This is a genomic window from Nocardia sp. NPDC051911, assembly GCF_040681035.1.
Taxonomy (GTDB): domain Bacteria; phylum Actinomycetota; class Actinomycetes; order Mycobacteriales; family Mycobacteriaceae; genus Nocardia; species Nocardia sichangensis.
Map to the genome: position 1 here is coordinate 156,676 of NZ_JBFAXY010000016.1, position 18,878 is coordinate 175,553.

General features: G+C 68.8%; 17 protein-coding genes. 12 read left to right on the forward strand and 5 right to left on the reverse strand.

The features are described 5' to 3' along the window. Window positions 1–16 precede the first annotated feature (16 nt). Complete coding sequence (locus tag AB0L97_RS21235; RefSeq protein ID WP_356966415.1) at window positions 17–1,072, reverse strand: M48 family metallopeptidase; 1,056 nt, start codon at window positions 1,070–1,072, stop codon at window positions 17–19. Window positions 1,073–1,141: 69 nt separating this feature from the next. Here AB0L97_RS21235 and AB0L97_RS21240 point away from each other — a divergent pair, with 69 nt between their 5' ends. The 8 genes from AB0L97_RS21240 (at window position 1,142) to AB0L97_RS21275 (ending at window position 9,728) form a co-directional block, all read left to right on the forward strand. After that, window positions 1,142–1,231 carry an Ms4533A family Cys-rich leader peptide gene (locus AB0L97_RS21240; RefSeq protein WP_321210233.1) on the forward strand — a complete coding sequence of 30 codons (90 nt, stop codon included), beginning with the start codon at window positions 1,142–1,144 and terminating at the stop codon, window positions 1,229–1,231. A 206-nt stretch (window positions 1,232–1,437) separates the two neighbouring features. Next, the gene (locus AB0L97_RS21245; protein ID WP_355072386.1) at window positions 1,438–2,484 is read left to right on the forward strand and encodes a sulfate ABC transporter substrate-binding protein; all 1,047 of its coding nucleotides are present in this window, start codon (window positions 1,438–1,440) and stop codon (window positions 2,482–2,484) included. A 129-nt stretch (window positions 2,485–2,613) separates the two neighbouring features. Then, entirely contained in the window at window positions 2,614–3,414 is an 801-nt protein-coding gene (gene cysT, locus AB0L97_RS21250) for a sulfate ABC transporter permease subunit CysT (protein WP_364432109.1), read from the forward strand. A gap of 67 nt (window positions 3,415–3,481) precedes the next feature. Beyond that, complete coding sequence (cysW, locus tag AB0L97_RS21255; protein WP_355072388.1) at window positions 3,482–4,288, forward strand: sulfate ABC transporter permease subunit CysW; 807 nt, start codon at window positions 3,482–3,484, stop codon at window positions 4,286–4,288. After that, window positions 4,285–5,280: a sulfate ABC transporter ATP-binding protein gene (locus AB0L97_RS21260; RefSeq protein ID WP_355072390.1), complete on the forward strand. Its 996-nt coding sequence runs from the start codon at window positions 4,285–4,287 to the stop codon at window positions 5,278–5,280. The genes cysW and AB0L97_RS21260 overlap by 4 nt, the downstream gene beginning before the upstream one ends. A 579-nt stretch (window positions 5,281–5,859) precedes the next feature. Continuing rightward, on the forward strand, window positions 5,860–6,966 hold the full coding sequence (locus tag AB0L97_RS21265; RefSeq protein WP_356966408.1) for a hypothetical protein: 1,107 nt from the start codon (window positions 5,860–5,862) through the stop codon (window positions 6,964–6,966). A gap of 162 nt (window positions 6,967–7,128) precedes the next feature. After that, window positions 7,129–8,136, forward strand: a complete 1,008-nt coding sequence (locus tag AB0L97_RS21270; RefSeq protein ID WP_364432112.1) for a diiron oxygenase — start codon at window positions 7,129–7,131, stop codon at window positions 8,134–8,136. A 5-nt stretch (window positions 8,137–8,141) separates the two neighbouring features. After that, on the forward strand, window positions 8,142–9,728 hold the full coding sequence (locus AB0L97_RS21275; RefSeq protein ID WP_364432076.1) for an FAD-dependent oxidoreductase: 1,587 nt from the start codon (window positions 8,142–8,144) through the stop codon (window positions 9,726–9,728). A 62-nt stretch (window positions 9,729–9,790) separates the two neighbouring features. Here the strand turns inward: AB0L97_RS21275 and AB0L97_RS21280 are convergent, their stop codons facing one another. Beyond that, window positions 9,791–10,552, reverse strand: a complete 762-nt coding sequence (locus tag AB0L97_RS21280; protein WP_364432079.1) for a glucose 1-dehydrogenase — start codon at window positions 10,550–10,552, stop codon at window positions 9,791–9,793. A 537-nt stretch (window positions 10,553–11,089) separates the two neighbouring features. Between AB0L97_RS21280 and AB0L97_RS21285 the strand changes: the two genes are divergently transcribed. Together AB0L97_RS21285 and AB0L97_RS21290 are read left to right on the forward strand one after the other, a co-directional pair. Further along, on the forward strand, window positions 11,090–13,228 hold the full coding sequence (locus AB0L97_RS21285) for an Hsp70 family protein (RefSeq protein WP_364432082.1): 2,139 nt from the start codon (window positions 11,090–11,092) through the stop codon (window positions 13,226–13,228). Between the two features lie 97 nt (window positions 13,229–13,325). Further along, window positions 13,326–14,120, forward strand: a complete 795-nt coding sequence (locus AB0L97_RS21290; RefSeq protein WP_355072400.1) for an HAD family hydrolase — start codon at window positions 13,326–13,328, stop codon at window positions 14,118–14,120. Between the two features lie 96 nt (window positions 14,121–14,216). Here the strand turns inward: AB0L97_RS21290 and AB0L97_RS21295 are convergent, their stop codons facing one another. After that, window positions 14,217–14,627 carry a VOC family protein gene (locus AB0L97_RS21295; protein WP_355072402.1) on the reverse strand — a complete coding sequence of 137 codons (411 nt, stop codon included), beginning with the start codon at window positions 14,625–14,627 and terminating at the stop codon, window positions 14,217–14,219. Window positions 14,628–14,725: 98 nt separating this feature from the next. Here AB0L97_RS21295 and AB0L97_RS21300 point away from each other — a divergent pair, with 98 nt between their 5' ends. Further along, entirely contained in the window at window positions 14,726–15,694 is a 969-nt protein-coding gene (locus AB0L97_RS21300; RefSeq protein ID WP_364432087.1) for a YafY family protein, read from the forward strand. Between the two features lie 250 nt (window positions 15,695–15,944). On the opposite strand, the gene AB0L97_RS21305 is transcribed toward AB0L97_RS21300, so the two are convergent. Beyond that, the gene (locus tag AB0L97_RS21305; RefSeq protein ID WP_364432090.1) at window positions 15,945–16,628 is read right to left on the reverse strand and encodes an SGNH/GDSL hydrolase family protein; all 684 of its coding nucleotides are present in this window, start codon (window positions 16,626–16,628) and stop codon (window positions 15,945–15,947) included. Window positions 16,629–16,636: 8 nt separating this feature from the next. Beyond that, window positions 16,637–18,049, reverse strand: coding sequence for an MFS transporter (locus AB0L97_RS21310; protein WP_364432093.1), 1,413 nt, complete (start codon window positions 18,047–18,049; stop codon window positions 16,637–16,639). A 100-nt stretch (window positions 18,050–18,149) separates the two neighbouring features. Between AB0L97_RS21310 and AB0L97_RS21315 the strand changes: the two genes are divergently transcribed. Beyond that, window positions 18,150–18,782, forward strand: a complete 633-nt coding sequence (locus tag AB0L97_RS21315; protein ID WP_364432096.1) for a TetR/AcrR family transcriptional regulator — start codon at window positions 18,150–18,152, stop codon at window positions 18,780–18,782. Window positions 18,783–18,878 lie beyond the last annotated feature (96 nt).

Genomic DNA, 18,878 nt, shown 5'->3' on the forward strand with positions numbered 1-18,878 from the left:
GATCACCCGCTGACGGTCAGTTCCCGCCGCCGCGCCAGTCGCCGAATCGCTTGCCGAGCTTCGCCACGGTGTCGCCGACCTCGTGGGCGACCGTGCTCGCCGCCGCGCCGACATCCCGGCCCAGCGTGCGCACGGTACGGATGAGCGGATCGTCGGACTGGTCGAAGTTCGTGCGGTAGGTGCGGGCGGCGGCCTTCATCTCGTCGGTGATCCGGGTGGCGCGATCCTGGTCACGGCGCGGATAGTCGCCCGAGAGCACGCGGTCGTAGTCGCCGCTCTGGATCCAGCGGCGCAGTTCGGCCGCGCGCAGCACGGAGAACGGGTGGCTCTGTAACTCCAGGTTGAGCAGCTTCAGCACGCCGTCGCGCAGATCGCCGGACCGCTCGTAGTCGTCGGCCTGGGACAGGAACGCCCCGTGGTTCATCTCCTTCACCAAGGCGCCCCCGGCCGTCTTCATGTGCACGCGTACCGAAGCGTCGACATCCTGGCCGCACAGCAGCCCGGCCCGGTCGCCGGACAGCTCGGACTTGCGGCTCCACTCCATCAGGGCCGCGACGATGCCGCGCAGAGCCCACCCACCGACCGGCAACCAGCCGACGCTCGCCGAGACCCGCAGCAGGTGCATGAGCATCGTGCGGTACACCGCGTGGCCGGACAGCGCGTGCCCGAGTTCGTGGCCCACTACGAAACGCAGCTCCTCGGTGTCCATCAGTTCGAGCAACCCGGTGGTCAGCACGATGAACGGCCGGTCCATGCCGATGGTGAAGGCATTCACCTGTGGGCTCTGCAACACGAACAGCTCGGGCGTCGTGGGGGCGTCCAGGATTCGCACACAGTCCTCGCGCAGGTGGTGCAGGGTGCGGAATTGCCGCTCGTCCACCCGTACCGCGGTGGCCAGATACAGCAGTCGGTGCTGGCGTTCTTGCAGCAAACCCGACAATGTGCGCAGCACCACGTCGAACCCCGGCAGTGACCGCAGGGTAACCAGGGCGGTGCGGTCGGCCGGGTGCTCCCACGTGCGGGTGCTGATGCCGGGGAATGTCGTGCGGACGCGATCCGGACTGGTGGTCATAAGGTGAAACCCCCCTCTTCCTGGGCTCTTCGATTCGAACTCCGCCTTGCGCTCTGCTACAGTCTGCCCGTGTCTTCGAGCGCAGTCCCGCAGGTCCGCCATGAATTGGCGTTGATTGCTGTCGGTGACCTCGCGGTCGCGGACGTCTACTGTCGCTGATCGCGACCGGGCACATCCGCGTCTCGTTTGTCAGCAGACCGGCGCGCTTCTTGCAGATGTGCTTTCGCTTCCCGACGGCCCGTTGTGGGCCGGTAGTCGCGCCGCTGCCGTATCGCTCGATCGGCGGGTCTGCTGAATCGATAAGTTTGTCGCCGCCACCGATGTGTTACCGGAGAACTGGCGGTCCGCACGAAAGGTCCACCCCGATGGCTCGCAAATCCTGGCTTTCGCCGCGCCGACGCTACAGCGCCGTTGCCCTAGCCGCCCTAGCGGCGGTCGCGCTGACCGCGTGCGGCGGCGGAGCCAGCGACACGGTCGGGGCGGGCGCTTCCGACGGCAGCGGCGGCACCCTGAACCTCTACGCCTACGCCGTGCCGAAGCCCGGTTTCGACAAGGTGATCCCCGAGTTCAACAAGACCGAGCAGGGCAAGAACGTCCAGATCCAGCAGTCCTACGGCGCCTCCGGCGACCAGTCCCGCAAGGTGAAGGACGGCGCCGAGGCCGACGTCGTGAACTTCTCGGTCGAGCCGGACATCACTCGCCTCGTCGACGCGGGCCTGGTGGACGCGAGCTGGAACGCCGACGCCACCAAGGGCATCCCGTTCGGCTCGGTGGTCGCGATCGTCGTGCGCAAGGGCAACCCGAAGGGCATCAAGGACTGGGACGACCTGCTGAAGCCGGGCGTCGAGGTGGTCACCCCGAACCCGTTCAGCTCCGGTTCGGCCAAGTGGAACCTGCTCGCGCCGTACGCGGCCAAGAGCGACGGCGGCAAGAACCCGCAGGCGGGCCTGGACTACCTGAGCAAGCTGGTCTCCAAGGAGCACGTGAAGGTGCAGCCGAAGTCCGGCCGCGAGGCGACCGAGACGTTCCTGCAGGGCACCGGTGACGTTCTGCTGAGTTACGAGAACGAGGCGATCTTCTCCGAGCGCAACGGCGATCAGATCGAGCACTTCGTCCCGCCGGTCACGTTCAAGATCGAGAACCCGGTCGCGGTGCTGAAGAACAGCAAGAACCAGCAGAAGGCCGTCGCCTTCCGCGACTTCCTGTTCACCACCGCGGGCCAGAAGGCCTGGGCCGCCGCCGGTTTCCGCCCGGTCGACCCGAAGGTCGCCGCCGACTACGCCAAGGACTTCCCGACCCCGCAGAAGCTGTGGACGATCGCCGACCTCGGCGGCTGGAAGACCGTGGACAAGGAACTGTTCACCCCGAACACGGGTTCGGTAGCGGTGATCTATGACAACGCCACCAAGTGACCGGGTGACCCCCGTTACACGGGATACTGGACGATCGTGACTACGAGCAGTAACGCCGGGACCGCGCAGGCAGCTGGTCCCGGCGTCTCCGAACCCGTGCGTCCCGATCGCCGCTGGAACTGGTCGTGGCTGCGCGTGACCGGCTCGGTGGGTCCGCTCGGCATCGCCACCGCCGTGCTCTGGCTGAGCATCATCGTGCTGCTGCCACTGGCGGCGCTCACCGTGACCAGCTTCGAGGACGGGTGGTCCGGTTTCTGGGACGCCGTCACCGCGCCCGCCGCGCTGGACTCGCTGCGCATCACCGTGCTGGTCTCGGTGGTGGTGGCGGTGGTCAACGTGGTCATGGGCACGCTGATCGCCTGGGTGCTGGTCCGCGACCGGTTTCCCGGCAAGGGCGTGGTCAACGCGCTGATCGACCTGCCGTTCGCGCTGCCGACCATCGTCGCCAGTATCGTGCTGCTCTCGCTGTACGGTCCGCAGAGTCCGATCGACATCCACCTGAACGCCACCCAGCCAGGCCTGGCGGTCGCGCTGGCGTTCGTCACGCTGCCGTTCGTGGTGCGTTCGGTGCAGCCGGTGCTGATCGAGGCCGACCGCGAGGTGGAACAGGCGGCGCTCTCGCTGGGCGCGAACAACTGGACCACCTTCCGCAGGATCGTGCTGCCCGCGCTGGCTCCCGCCATCATCAGCGGCGGCGGACTGGCCTTCGCCCGCGCGATCGGCGAGTACGGTTCGGTGGTGCTGATCGGCGGCGCGATCCCGCGCAAGACCGAGATGGCCTCCCAGTACATCCAGAAGCAGATCGAGATCGATCGGCCGGTGAACGCGGCGGCCGTGTCGGTCGCGCTGCTGGCCATCTCGTTCGCGACGCTGCTGGTTCTGCGGCTGCTCGCCGAACGCAGCGCGCGCAAGGAGCAGGCGAGCCGATGACAAACAATCGCGCAGCGCTCCCCGTGTCGCCGGGGCGCGGGCATTCCCCTGGGACGGAGCAGGGTCGATGAAACTGCATCCGCTGACCCGCATCTCGTTGCGGACGGTGGCGCTCGGCTACTTGTTCGTACTGCTGGTGCTGCCGCTGATCATCATCCTGTGGCGCACGTTCGAGCGGGGGATCGGCGCGTTCGTCGACTCGATCACCACGCCCGCGGCGATCTCGGCGTTCCAGCTCTCCCTCCTGATCGTCGCGATCACCGTCCCGGTGAACGTGGTCTTCGGCATCGTGACGGCGCTCGCGCTGGTGCGTGGAAAGTTCCCGGGCCGCAACCTGGTTCAGGGCATCGTGGACTTGCCGTTCGCGGTCTCGCCCGTGGTGGTCGGCGTCTCGCTGATCCTGCTCTGGGGCGCGGGCGGCTGGTTCGGCGGTCTGGAAGACCTGGGCTTCAAGGTCATCTTCAACCTACCGGGCATGGTGATCGCCACCATCTTCGTGACGCTGCCGTTCGTGGTGCGCGAGGTCGAGCCGGTGCTGCACGAGATCGGCGACGACCAGGAGCAGGCCGCGGCCACCCTGGGCGCGTCCAAGTGGCAGACCTTCTGGCGGATCACGCTTCCCGCGATCCGGTGGGGCCTGACCTACGGCGTGGTGCTCACCGTGGCCCGCGCGCTCGGCGAGTTCGGCGCCGTGATCATGGTGTCCTCCGCGCTGCCTGGCAAGTCGCAGACGCTGACGTTGCTCGTGCACGGCCGGTACATCAACGACCACAACACCTTCGGCGCGTACTCCGCCGCCACCTTGCTGATGGGCATCGCCCTCGTCACCCTTCTGCTGATGACCCTCCTCGAACGTAAGCGGGGCACAAAGTGATCACCGTGACCAACGCGAACAAGAACTACGGCACGTTCGCCGCCCTCGACGATGTCAGTCTGGACATCCCCTCGGGCGAACTCACCGCGCTGCTCGGCCCGTCGGGTTCGGGCAAGTCGACGCTGCTGCGCTCGATCGCCGGGCTGGAGTCGCTGGACACCGGCGTGGTCAGCATCGCGGGGCGCGACGTCACCCGGGTGCCGCCGCAGAAGCGCGACATCGGCTTCGTGTTCCAGCACTACGCGGCGTTCAAACACATGACCGTGCGCGACAACGTGGCGTTCGGCCTGAAGATCCGCAAGCGCCCGAAGCACGAGATCAGCAAGCGCGTCGACGAATTGCTCGGCATCGTGGGACTGGACGGCTTCCAGCACCGCTACCCGGCCCAGCTGTCGGGTGGCCAGCGCCAGCGTATGGCGCTGGCCCGCGCGCTCGCCGTCGATCCGCAGGTGCTGCTGCTGGACGAGCCGTTCGGCGCGCTGGACGCCAAGGTCCGCGCCGACCTGCGGACCTGGCTGCGCAGGCTGCACGAGGAGGTCCACGTGACCACCGTGCTGGTCACCCACGACCAGGAGGAGGCGCTCGACGTCGCCGACCGGATCGCGGTGATGAACAAGGGCCGCATCGAGCAGATCGGCACTCCGGAGGACGTGTACGACCGGCCGGCCAACGAGTTCGTCATGTCGTTCCTCGGCGCGGTGGCCCGGCTCAACGGACATCTGGTGCGGCCACACGACATTCGCGTCGGCCGGGATCCCGGCATGGCGCTCGCCGAGCACGAGGGCACCGCCGATTCCGCGGGCGTCACCAGGGCGACGGTCGAGCGCGTCGTGCACCTCGGCTTCGAGGTGCGCGTGGAACTGCGCAACGCAGCGACCGGCGACCTGTTCGCCGCGCAGGTCACCCGCGGTGACGCCGAGGCGCTGCGACTGTCGGACGGCGAGACGGTGTACGTCCGCGCCACTCGGATCCCGGAACTGCCCGCGCACTAAGGGTTTTCGCGAACCGGTCGCATACTCGTCGACATAGGGAGTCTGGCGCTGAGAAGTTGCCACACTCTCTCCCGTTGCCGTGTCTATTGGCTATCCGGCTGCGCTGCGGAACGGTTGCCGACGGGGAAGCGAGGTGTGCGCTAGGCGGCGGTCGTAGCGGCGTCGGGCCGGACCCGGCATGCGATGCGAATATCGACGACTGTCGCCGGTCCGGCGCCCCGTCCATTCGGCGAATTGTCGGCACGGATCCGTCAAGGGGAGTCTCCCCATGTGGAGCGCTGTCGCTCGGCGCCGTGCGCGTAAGAACCCGGATTCCGGCAAACATCCACCGGGCATGATCTATCCCCGCGTGTCGCAAGGAAATCCGACTGGACGGCATGTGTAGTGCTGGTTGGCCTGGTGAGGGCGTCGTAGCCCGTGGATTCGGATGCGGCGAGGCACAGGCGGCTTGCGGACAATCGGTTGTCCGGACTTGGCACGAAGATCGCGGAGTGGTTGCCTAAACGGCGTTCGAAGCAAATCGGCACGGCGATCGGGTGGATTGCGATGGCGGTTGGTCTCGGGTTGAGCATCGGTACGGTGAACACGGTTTCCGTTCTCGCGGAGGAAGGTTCGGCCAAGGCTCCGCCGGGGCGACGCAAAACGCAGCGGGCGCAGACCATCACGCGCCGCACCACGCTGACCTTCGACAGCACCGGCGTGGCCAGGGTGGGCATGATTCCCCGGCACGGCCGCGCGGTCACCGAATTCGCCGATCTCACGCAGCGTTCCAGCACGTGGGCGCGGGTGGGCAACCGCGCGCTCGCCCCGGCGGACCTCGTCGCGACGGTGGCGAAGTGCCTGACCGACGAGGTGCGGCAGGACCATCCCGGCTGCGGAAGCGGGCTCGGCATCGCGGTGGCCTATCCGGCCCGCTATGCCGACGAGCAGGTGGACGCGTTGCGCGCGGCGCTGGACGGCGTGGAACTGACGCAGGCGGCGCTGGTGGCCGAACCCGTCGCGGCGGCGGCCTGGCTGGAGGCCGACCGTGGTCCGCTCATGCCGGGTCTCGCCCTCGTCTACGACCTCGGCGGTGCCGGGCTCGACGTCACGCTGGTCCGGGTGGGTGCGGGATGTCCGCGCAATCCGATCGTCGGGGTCTCGCTGCGTTCCACCGAGTTCGGCGGACGCGCGTTCGGGGCGTTGATCGCCGAGCAAGCCGGGCCGGGCCCGCACTCGTCTTCGGTCGCCGAGTCGGTCGCCGACACGATCGCGGGCGAACTGCGCGTCAAGCATGTCCGGGAGTCGCTGGAACTCGTCTACCGCTGCTTGCGGGTCGCGGACGTCACCATGGCCGACGTCGACCGCGTGCTGGTGGTCGGCGGGGCGGCGCGACCGGCGGAGGTGGCCGAGGTCTTGGCGGCGGAATTGGCCAGGCCGGTGATCGTCGCCGCCGATCCCGGGCGGACCACCGCCGACGGCGCCGCGATCCTCGGACGGAGGGCGGCGGCCGCGGCCGAGGCGGCGGCCGAGCTGCGCCGGGTCAGGCGCAGGCGCGTCCGTCGTCGTGCCGCCACGCGGGCCCTGATGCTGTCGCGCCGGACCAGGCGCAGGCTGGGCCGGGTGGTCGTCGTCACGAGTATGTCGGCGGTATTCGGTTTCGGGACTTCGATCCTGGCGGTCGGTGACGGGGTGCTGGTGAGTTAGGCCCCGGCACGGACCGCGATGAACAGGGGCCGTCCGGCGGTGCGCGTGATGAGGGCGCGCATCGCCGGACGGCCCTAGCAACTGCTGGGTTGACGTAACTCTCCGTTGGTGTAACTATGGGATACAGTTAAACGGTTCCATCGAGGAGAGGCAGTGACGACGATGTCCGCAGCCGTGACACCAGCCGTCGATCCCGATCTTGAAAAGGCGCAGGAGTACGCCGCGAAGCTGCTGCTGCTCTCCGAGGGATCGGTCAACAAGCACTTCGATCCCTTCGAGGACATCGACTGGGACAACCCCGACTTCGCCGCCGACGCCGGCGAGGAGCGCTGGATTCTGCCCGTGTCCGCCGACACGGTGGCGCGCCACCCCTGGTATCAGGCGTTGTCGACCGAGCAGAAGATCGCGGTCGGCAAGTACCGGCAGGCGAACATCGCCAAGGTCGGCCTGCAGTTCGAGTCGATCCTGATCAGCGGCATGGTCATCCACAACTTCGGCCTGCCCAACGGCTCGCCGGAGTTCCGGTACTGCTCCCACGAGATGATCGAGGAGCACAACCACACCCTGATGTTCCAGGAGATGGTCAACCGGATCGGCTTGGACGTGCCCGGCATGGGCCCGCTGGTCAGCAAGTTCAAGTACCTGGGCGCGCCCGTGGCGGCCTGGTTCCCGAATCTGTTCTTCATGGCCGTGCTGGCCGGTGAGGAGCCGATCGACCACATCCAGAAGCAGATCTTGCGCTCGGGCGAAGAGGTGCACCCGATCATGCGCGGCGTGATGGCCATTCACGTCGCCGAAGAGGCGCGGCACATCTCCTTCGCGCACGAGTTCCTGAAGAACCATGTGCCGGAAGCGAAGCCGGCGCAGAAGTTCATCCTCTCGCTGGCCATGCCGATCGTCATGCGGATTCTCGGCCGCTCGATCGTCACGCCGCCGCGGTCGTTCTTCGCCGAGTTCGACATCCCGGAGAAGGTCCGCAAGGAGCTGTTCTACGGCTCGCCGGAGGCCAAGCGGGTCTTCAGCGATTACTTCTGTGACGTGCGCGCCCTGGCCAAGGACATCGGATTGATGAACCCGGTCGCCAAGGCGGTCTGGAAGGCGCTCGGCATCGACGGTCCCAGCACTCGGTACCGATCGGAACCGCTGCGCGCCGCGAACAAGGTCGCCTGAGTCGCATGCCGTACGTCGTCACCCAATCCTGTTGCAGCGACGCGTCCTGCGTGTACGCCTGCCCGGTCAACTGCATCCATCCCACGCCCGACGAACCGGACTTCCGGACGGCGGAGATGCTGTACGTCGACCCGCAGGCGTGCGTGGACTGCGGCGCCTGCGCCACCGCGTGCCCGGTCGACGCCATCGTGTCATCGAAGAAGCTGACCGCTGAGCAGAAGCCGTTCATCGAGATCAACGCCGATTTCTACCGGCAGGCGCGACCGCGCCCCCTGCTGGCGCGACCGGTGCCCGCGGCACGGATCCACACCGAGCGCACGCCGCTGCGGGTGGCGATCGTGGGGTCGGGTCCTTCGGCGATGTACGCCGCCGACGAACTGCTGACCCAGCCCGAGGTGTCGGTGACGGTGTTCGACCGGTTGCCGGTGCCCTACGGGCTGGCCAGGCACGGCGTCGCACCGGACCACGAGAAGACCCGCAAGGTCGGCGAGCTGTTCGACGTCATCGCGGCCCAGCCGGGGTTCCGTTCGTACTTGAACGTGGACGTGGGCGCGCACGTTTCGCATGCCGAGCTGCTCGAGCACTTCCACGCCGTGATCTACGCCGTCGGCGCGTCGTCGGATCGCAAGCTCGGCATCCCGGGTGAGGGCTTGGCGGGCAATGTCTCGGCCACCGACTTCGTCGCCTGGTACAACGGTCATCCCGACTACGCCGACCGTGCCTTCGACCTGTCCGGCCGGCGTGCCGTGATCGTCGGCAACGGCAATGTCGCGCTCGACGTCGCGCGCGTCCTCACCAGCGACCCGGCGACGCTGACCGGCACCGACATCGCGCCCTACGCATTGCGGGCGTTGCGCGAGAGCAAGGTCGAGGAGGTGGTCGTGCTCGGGCGGCGCGGTCCGCTCGAATCCGCTTTCACAGTGCCGGAGTTCGTCGGCTTGCTCGGATGCGACGTGGACATCGTGATCGAGGGTGAGCTGCCCGAGCTCGGCGCGGAACTGCCGTTCCATGTCGAACAGAAGCTGCGGCTGCTGCACAGCGTGCGCACCCGGCCGGTGGGGCAGCGCAAGCGCATCGTGTTCCGCTATCTGGCCGGGCCCACCGAGATCCTCGGCACCGATCGGGTGACCGGTCTCGCAATCGGCCGCACCGAGCTGGTCACCGATCCGGACGGCCGCATCAGCGCCGTCGGGACCGGGCAGACCGATCGGCTCGACGCGGGCCTGGTGCTCACCTCGGTCGGCTACCGCGGCGTGGCGGTGCCGGGCCTGCCGTTCGACGAGCGGGCCGCGGTGATCCCGAACCAGGACGGCCGGGTGCTGGAGCGCCCGGGCGGCGCCGTGGTCACCGGCACCTACGTGACCGGCTGGATCAAGCGCGGGCCCACCGGCTTCATCGGGACCAACAAGTCCTGCGCGCAGGAGACGGTGCGGCAGTTGGCCGCCGACTTCAACGCGGGCCGCCTGACCGAACCCGCCGGCAGCGCAGCGGAACTCGATCGGCTGGTGCGGCTGCGGCAGCCCGCGGTGCGGGCCGGGGGAGCGGTGGAAGCTCGCCCAGGCCGGGTCCGCCGCTTGCTGGCGCGCGCCTGACGAACCCCGCCTCGGGATACCCCGGCCGCGCCGGTATCCCGAGGCGGTCCCACGTCCAGAGGTCACCGTGCGGTGAAGCCGCCGTCGATGGCGAGTGCCGCACCCGTGACGAAACTGGCTTCACCGCTGAGCAAATAGGCGCAGAACGAGGCGATCTCCTCCGGCGTCGCGATGCGGCCGAGCGGGTGCAGCGCCGCGATGGCAGCCACTCCTTCGGGCGTCGCGCCCATCGAATTACGGAACGCCGGGGTGTCGACCGCCCCGGAGACCAGTGCGTTCACCCGCACTCCCTGATCGGCGGCTTCGAGCGCCGCCGCACGCGTCAAGCCGACCACTCCGTGTTTGGCGGCGACGTACGGCGCCACCGAGCCCATGCCCACCACACCCAGATTCGACGCGTTGTTCAGGATCGCGCCGCCGCCGGAGGCCGCCAGCGCGGGAACCTGATGCCGCAGGCCGTAGAACACGCTGGTGAGATTGAGCTCGAGATCGGCGCGCCAATCCGCCTCGTCGATCTCCGCGACCGGGCCGAACGCGTGCACCGCGCCCGCGTTGTTGAACGCGGCGTCCAGGCGACCGAATTCGGATACCGCGGCGTCGGTCAACCGGGCCACGTCCTGTTCCACCGTGACATCGGTCGGCACGAACAGCGCGCGCCCGCCGGCCGCGCGGATGTCGGCGGCCACCTGCTCACCCGCGTCCTTGCCGCGTGCGCCGAGCACGACCGCGGCGCCTTCGCCCGCGACCCGCAGCGCGACGGCCTTGCCCACGCCCGAGGTCGCGCCGGTGACCAAGACGACCTGCTCCGCGAACCGTGTTGCCATCGTTCGATTTCCTCTCCACTCTCGCGATCGCACCTCCGTGGTGTGACCCGATGTCGAGTCAAGCCGGACGCGAACGAGGGTGCTGGCGGTAATTGGACATCTAGTTGATGTGTCAATTGAATGCCGTCCCGTGGCGGCGTGCCGAGATGCACGGATTTGGCAAGGATTTGGTTACCTACCGGTGAGTGTCCGTCGAGCGGTGTGCTTTCGGTGGGGCAAACCGGCGATCGGTCGGATTTTCTCCTAATATCGAGATCGCTGTATGGTAGCGGAAATGCTGTGGGCTCAGTCTGATTCGTGATGTCGAGCCGACTGGACGCGGGCGTCCACTCGTATCTACCTGGCAATTCGGACGATTATTGCTATCGGTCGAACATTCCGTATCAATTGCGCATCCACGTCGACGTGAAACAGCTAACCTGTGGTGGCTGTTTGGAAGACGACCGCGGCCACAGGGGAACGCCATGTGATGGACGTGGTCACGGTGCGTTGACGGGATAGCGAATGACTACAGGTCTGGGTTTCAGCATCGGTGCAGTGAATTCCGTGACGGCTTCGGTCAGCGCGGATCGGCCACGACCGGCGGTGCGGTCTCGCCGCACCGCGGTGACCTTCGACAGCGCGGGTGGACTGCGCCTCGGCGGGATTCCGCAATTCAGCATGGCGGTCACGGATTTCGCCGATCTGAGCCGTGATCCGGAGGCCGTGATCGTCGGCGGCCGCATCTGGTCGCCGGCCAATCTCGTGGCCGCGGTGGTCAACGAGCTCAGGGCGGTCGAGCCGGACGCGTCCGAGGCGGGCGTCGTGACCACCTACCCGGCGGTGTATTCCGACAAGCAGGTCGGGTTGTTGCGCCAGGCGCTGGACCTATCCGGGGCGAGCGACGTGCTGCTGGTGCCCGAGCCCGTCGCGGCGGCGGAATGGCTGGAACACGAGCACGGCCCGCTGGATGCCGATTTCGTCTTGATCTACGACCTCGGCGGCACCAGCCTCGATGTGAGCATCGTGCGCGTCGGGCCCGACTGGGACAACCATCCGATGATCGGGAAGCCGACGCGCTCCCACGATTTCGGCGGCAGGCCGCTGGGGTCGATGATCGCGCGGTACGCCCCGGACGTCTCGCGCGCCGGACTGTCGATGACCTCGATCGTCGATATCGACGGACTGCGTACCGCGCATGTGCAGGACTCGCTCCAATTGGTCCGCGACTGTGTGCGGGAAGCGGGCATCACGCTCTCCGATATCGGGCGTGTGCTGCTGGTGGGAGGGGCGTCGCGGCCTGCGGAGGTAGCGCGCACGCTCGCCGAACTCGGTCGGCCCGTGCTGATTTCGGCCGATCCGGGGCAGACGATCGCCGCGGGCGCCGCGCTGATGGCGGCGCGCACCATGGCGCTCGGTGCGTCGGACCGCCGCGCCGCCGCGCCTCGCGTGGCGGTGTTCTCCAGTGCCGCGGTGGTCTCCGCGGTGGCCATGTCGGCCGTGACCGTCTTCGGCGGATCCATGGTTCCCGAGCTGGCGCCGATGCTCGAGCATCTTCCGCAAATCAGTTTCCCGACCGATAGTCTGCTGGTCGACGTCGGAAGCGAGCACCTCGCCGATGCCTGGTCCCGGATGGCCGTGCCCGCCGCATGGAACTCGGGCCGGGCGCTGCCCTCGCTGCTATCGCAGCCGACTTCCGCGTATACCCGATTCATCACACCGGTTCCGCGCAGCACCGGTTACGGTCCGTCGGTGGCCGAGTCCAGGATCGGCTCGCACCGGGATCCGCGAAACTGCTGCGCCCCTGGGAGCCTGCGGTACCGGGGATATGGCGATCCCGCCTATTTCGTGAATCCATTGCCGTTCGCTCCGGTGGTTCGTCCCGTGCCCGGAGACATCGTGCAGCCGCCCGTTCCCGGACCGGCTCCTGGTCTGCCGCTGCCGGGGCAGGCACCCGGGTCTGATCTGCCCGGACAGCCGCCCGCGCCGGGGCAGGTATCCGCTCCCTGGTCGGGCACGCCGGGCTCCACCGGTCCGGTATCGCAGAACGGCTCGAAGCCTGCGGAGCCCAGTGGGACGGCACCAGGGAGTTCTGCGGGCGGTCCGTCGACCGGAAGGTCGGACTCACCGGGCGGCGGTACGGCAACGGGCGAGCACGGCGAACCCTCCGCATCGAATTCGTCCTCTTCCGGGACAGCGAGCCCCGGGAGTTCCTCGTCCGTGGGGACCGACGGAACATCCACCTCGTCCGGCGGGAGCGCGTCGAGCGGTGGCTCGACGAACGATTCCACCGCGCACGAATCCTCCGACGACTCGCCGGGCGGGTCGACCGGTGGATCGTCGTGGGGAGGGTCGCCCGGGCACTCCACGACGCACGGATCGTCTTCGGCTGGGCCTGCCGGTAACTCGTCGTCGGACGGGTCGGCCGGTAATCCGTCGACCCATGGCTCGTCCTCCGGCGGCTCGGCTGAAACTTCGTCGGCCCACGGCTCGGGGGCGTCGGCCGGTAATTCATCGAGCGGGCGGCCGGGCGGCGCGTCGTCGGCGGGCGGCCACTCGGGTGGGAACCCATCGGGCGCTTCGTCGTTCGGCGGCTCGCCGGGCCGATCCGGCTCGATCGGTGGGTCGGCAGGCGGGTCGTCCAGAGGAGGCGCCGGAGGTGCGGGCGGTGTCGGCGGCGGAGGGCGCGGTCGATAGCGGCCCAGCCCGGGACGGCGAATTGCCCGGTGGCGGTGCGGGTCTGGTCGCGCCGGATTCGACGGCGGGTGCGGCGGCCGCGAGGCACAATGGGTTGATGGCATCCGGGGGTCCCCAGCTGATCGCGCTGGACGTAGACGGGACGCTGCTGGATACGGGAACACCGATCAGTGCGCGGGTGGTCGCGGCGGTGCGCGCGGCCGTGGCGGCGGGTGCGCATGTCGTGATCACCACGGGACGCACTCTGCTGACCACACGTCCGGTGCTCACCGAACTCGGTCTGCGCGACGGACATGCCCTCTGCTCGAACGGTGCAGTGCAGATCGACGTGGCCAGGGGCGAACCGGTGGCGATCCAGGCGTTCGACCCGGCGCCCGCGATCACCGCGCTGCGCGCGCTGTTTCCCGCGATGATCTTCGCCGTGGAGAAGGTCGGCATCGGCACCTGGGCCACCGGAGCGAGTCCCGGCGAATTCTCGCTCGGCGAGTATCTGCTCGTCGACCATCACGCGTTGAGCAGCGAACCGACCCCGCGACTGAACGGCTGGCTGCCGGATGGTTCGCTGGAGGAGATGTTGCTGGCGCTGCGGTCCTTGCGTGTGCCCGGCGCGAGCTGGGTGCACGGCGAGTTCGGGCCGTGGCTCACCGTCTGCCGTCAGGGCGTGTCGAAGGGTTGGGCGCTGGAACAGCTCCGCATCGCACTCGGTGTCCCGGACGAAGCGACGCTGGCCATCGGCGACGGCTACAACGATCGGGAAATGCTGCGCTGGGCGGCGCACTCGGTCGCGATGGCGAACGCGCCCACGGACGTTCGCGATCTCGCGGACGAAGTGACCGGCCATGTCCTCGAGGACGGCGTCGCCACCGTCCTGGAGCGCTGGTTCCGTCCCTGATCTTCCGATCGGGTCCGTTTCGAGCGAGAATCGCCCGGAGTGGGCGGCGTGGTGTCCGTCGAGAGGATACGGGCAGCACGCCGCCGTACTGCTGCATTACGCGGGACCGGTCTCGGCGAGTATCTCGAGGTAGTGCGGGTTGGACATGAGGCCGAGGACGTTGCCGAACGGGTCCACAACGGCGGCGGTGACGAAGCCCTCGCCGTTGCCGCGCGGGGTGATGGGATCGTAGACGGTCGCGCCGAGTTCCAGCAGCCGGTCGAACGTTGCCCGCACGTCGTCGACGTGCCAGTTCACGATCGCGCCGCCGGGGGCGTTGCGCGCTCCGGCGGGCGCGTAGGCGCGGTTCACGATGCCGAATTCGTGCTGGTAGTCGCCGATGCGGAACTCGTAGTAGCCGTTGGGCACCTGGTAGTAGGGCTCGGCGCCGAAGAACCGCGCGTACCAGTCCTTGGCGGCCTCGAGGTCGTCGGCGTAGAAAGTGCTCGTCGCCATTCCGCGGAGCATGGTGGTCTCCTTCGAATCGTTCTCATCCGTACTCGTAGATCCATCATCCGAGTAAAAGTGCGCACCGAATGAGCACTTTTGACGGCAGAATTGTGCGTATGCGAGCGGACCGATTGGTGGCGATCCTGCTGATGATGCAGACCCGAGGACGGGTGACGGCCGCGCAGGTCGCGGCGGAGCTCGAGACCTCGGTCGCCACCGCGCGCCGGGATCTCGAGGCGCTGTCGGCCGCAGGGGTGCCGGTGTATCCGCAGCCGGGGCGTGGCGGCGGCTGGTCGCTGGTGGGCGGTGCGCGCACGGATCTGACGGGGCTGACGGCGGGCGAGGCGCGGGCGCTGTTCCTCTTGGCGGGTCCCTCCGCGGGCGCGGTGCCGGAAGCCAAGTCGGCGCTGCGCAAGCTGGTGCGCGCGCTGCCGCAGACCTTTCGCGGCGAAGCGGAGGCGGCGGCCGATGCGGTGGTGATCGATCCCGCGCGCTGGGGTGCGACGGATCGCGAGCTGCCCCCGCTGGTGTCGCTGCTGCAACGCGCTGTCGTGCAGCGGGAAAAGGTCCGGCTGCGCTATGCGAACCGGACCGGGAAGCGGTCCGAGCGTCTCGTCGATCCCTGGGGTCTGGCTGACAAGGACGGTGTCTGGTACCTGATAGCCGGAACCGAGCGGGGCCGGCGGACTTTTCGCGTCGATCGGATCTCCGAGGCGTCTTGCACCGGTGAACCGGCGCATCGCCCAGCGGATTTCGATCTCGCCGGCGCTTGGGAACAGGTGGTCGAGGAGATGGAGCAGCGGCGCGCGACCCTCGCCGCCACCGTGTTGATCTCCGAGCGTCTGTTGCCGATCCTGCACGACCAGCAGGGGCGGAACTGCGTTGTGGACGGTCCGGTTGCCGACGGCCGCATCCAGGTTCGCGTCACCGCTCCCACCGCCTGGATGCTGGCCCAGCAGCTGGCGGGCTGGGGCGCCTCGATCGAGGTCCTCGACCCGCCCGAGGTCCGCGCCGAATTGGCCAACCTCGGCGCCGAACTGGTCGAACGGTACGGATCGGACGGCCGGTCCGGCGCGGCACCATGACACTGTCCTGGGTAGATCGCAGGCATCGAACGCGGGTTGCTCCGCCGTCGCGGCGGACCCGGGTTCGGTCGCTGCCCGCAAGGGCCTGGCCGGAGACGGGGCGTGTCGTCCTCGAATACCGCCGTGATCCTGGAACGGAGCGGTCGCGTCGTTCGCCTCGATCGGCGCCCGCAGCGCATTGCGCTCGGTTGTCCGCCTTTCGAGATGTGGTGGAGGCACCCGACCGCCGGCGCCTCCGCCACGTGTCCGATCAGCGCGACACGAGAACATGTCCGGCCAGCGTGCGCACCATGTCCGAGGCGAGCACGGCGTGACCGCTCATGCTGAAGTGGATGAGGTCGGCGCTCATAAGGTCGGGCCGCAGGCGCAGCGGGTGGTCCCATAGTTCAAGCAGGAGCGCGTCGTAGCGGGCGGCCAGTTCGCGGACCAGGTCGTTGAGCGCGGCCATCCGGTCGCGCATCGGACGCATCGGCGCCATGCGCTCGATTTCCCAGACGTCGGCGAGGGTGAAGGTCACGATCCGCGCTCCGGTGCGGGCCAGCGTTCCGAACAGCGTGTCCAGGTTGGAACGCAATTCGGCGAGGTCGCCGCCCGGCAGGAACAGGTCGTTGCCGCCGCAGCTGAGATGCACGAGATCGGGCCGGAATTCGAGTACGGAGGGCAACTGCTCGGCGATGACCTGGGCGGAGGTGGCGCCGATCCGGCCGGTGTTCAGGTAAGCCAGATCCGGGCGAACCGAAGTGAGCACGGCCGCGACGCGGTCGGCCCAGCCCGCGAATTCGTAACCCGGGCTCGGATCGCCGACGCCCTGCGCGATGGAGTCGCCGAGCACCGCGTAGCGCTGCCACGGGGCTTCGGCGAGCAGACGCCGCTGTTCCGCGGGCGGCAGCAGCAGCGGATCGTTCTCTTCGGTACGAATATTGTTGTCGCTCACGCTGATTCCTAGTTGTCGACGGAGAAGGACGGAGTGCGGGCCGGTAGCGCCGCCAGGCAAGCGGCCGCGGCGGCGATGCCCGCGCACACGGCGAAGACGATGTGGAACGCGCCGAGTGGATCGTCGGGACGCGCCGCGAACACGGCGGCGAGCACGGCCACGCCGAGCGCCCCGCCCACTTGCCGCGCGGTCAGATTCATGCCGGTGCCTGCCGCGAACTGCTGCGGCGGAAGGGCACCGGCCGCCGCGGTGCCCAGCACCGTGACGACGAAACCGATGCCGCCGCCGCCGAGCACACCGGCCGGAATCCACGCCGACCACAGGGCTGGAGTGGCGCCGAAGGCATCCGTGCTCATCCACGCGGTGCACGCCACGAACATCAACGCACCGAGCACGCCGAGCCACCGCCTGGCCGTCGCCGAGCCGATCCGGCCCGCGACGGTCGCCGTCACCATCGACGCGACCGCTCCGATGGTCATGGCTCCTGCGGAGCCGAGCACCGAGTAGTCCCAGATCGCGTCCAGGAACAGCGGTCCCGACAGCAGCCAGGCGAACATGGCCGCGCCGAAGACGAACGAGGTGGCGTTGGCCAGCGCGTAGGACTTGCTGCGCCACAGGTCCACGGCGATCGCGGGTTCGTGATGGCGCGCCGAACGGATGAGGGCGGCCACGACCAGCAGTCCGCCGCCGATCAGCGCGGTCAGTGTCCCCGCCGAGGTCCACCCCCAGCGCTGCCCTTCGGTGACGCCCGCGACCAGCCCGCCCAGCCCGAGCGCCACCGCGAGGGTGCCGAGCGGATCCGGCAGCGCACCGCCGGATCGACGGTCGTCGGGGGCCGGAACGCGCGCCGCCGCCATGATGAGCAGCAGGGCCACCGGCACGTTGATGACGAAAACCGCCCGCCAGTCGAATCCTTCGACCAGCGCGCCACCGAGTGCGGGACCGACGACAGCGGCGAACCCGCCCGCGGCCGACCAGGCTCCGATGGCCGCGCCGATCTTCTCCCGCGGCGTGGCGGCGAGCACCAAGCCGAGAGCGGACGGCACCATCAGCGCCGCGGCGCCGCCTTGCAGCACCCGGCCCGCGATGAGCCAGCCCGCTGTCGGGGCGAGCCCGCACAGCAGGGAGGTGAGGGCGAAACCGGCCAGCGCGCCGAGGAACAGCCTGCGGCGGCCGAGCGCGTCGGCGAGACGTCCGGCCGGGGTGAGCAACGCGGCGAAAGCGACCGCGTAGCCGCTGACGACCCAGGTCAGCGTGGCGGTCGCCGTGCCGGGGTAGTCCCGGGCGATCGACGGGAAGGCGATATTGACGACGGAGAGATCCAGAAAGGCGATGAAGGCGGCGCCGCAGGCGATCAGCAAGGTGCGCGTGGCCGCGGTCGCGGTCGGTGGGCTGTCGAGCCGCACGGACGCGTCGGTCATGGGAAGTCCTTAGTCGGGGATACAAAACGCACGATCGTTCGTTCAAATAAAATACGACCATACGTTCGTATGTGCAATAGTGAAGTGGAAGAATGGCCTCATGACCGAGTCCGTCACCACACGCCACCAGCCGCGCGGCACCGATCAGCGCCTGGCCAAGGGCGCGCGGGCGCGTGCGTCGATCGCCCGCCACGCCGCCGACGTGGCGTCTGTCGAGGGCCTCACCGGCCTCAGCATCGGCCGCTTGGCCACCGACCTTGGGCTCAGCAAGAGCGGCATCGCCACCCTTTTCGGCAGCAAGGAGAGCCTGCAGATCGCGGCGGTGAAATCCGCGCGGCAGGTCTTCATCGACGAAGTCATCACGCCGAGCCTGAGCGAGCCGGCCGGACTACCGCGCCTGCGCGCCCTGGTCGAGCGCTGGCTGGGTCAGGTGGCCGACCCGGCATTCCCCGGCGGGTGCTTCCGCGTCGCGACACTCGCCGAGTTCGACAGCAGGCCGGGACCCGTGCGTGACGCCATCGCCGAAGACCGCAGGGACTGGCTCGCGTTCCTGACCAAGGAGATTCGCCGGGCGCAGGACCAGGGCCATTTCGGTGCGCGCAGCGCCGACGCCGTCGCGTTCGAACTGGACGCGGTGATCGCCGCGGCGCACACGGCGCGGCAGATGGGTGACGAGTGGGGCGTCACTACCGCGCGCCACCTCGTGGCGGATCTGCTCGGCCCGGGCGACTAGTTGTGATGTCCGGGGAGGTTGGTCAGTCGGGTGACCGGTGGGCGACCGCCGATGGCGGAGTGGGCTCGGTGGTGATTGTAGAAGTGGAGCCAGTCG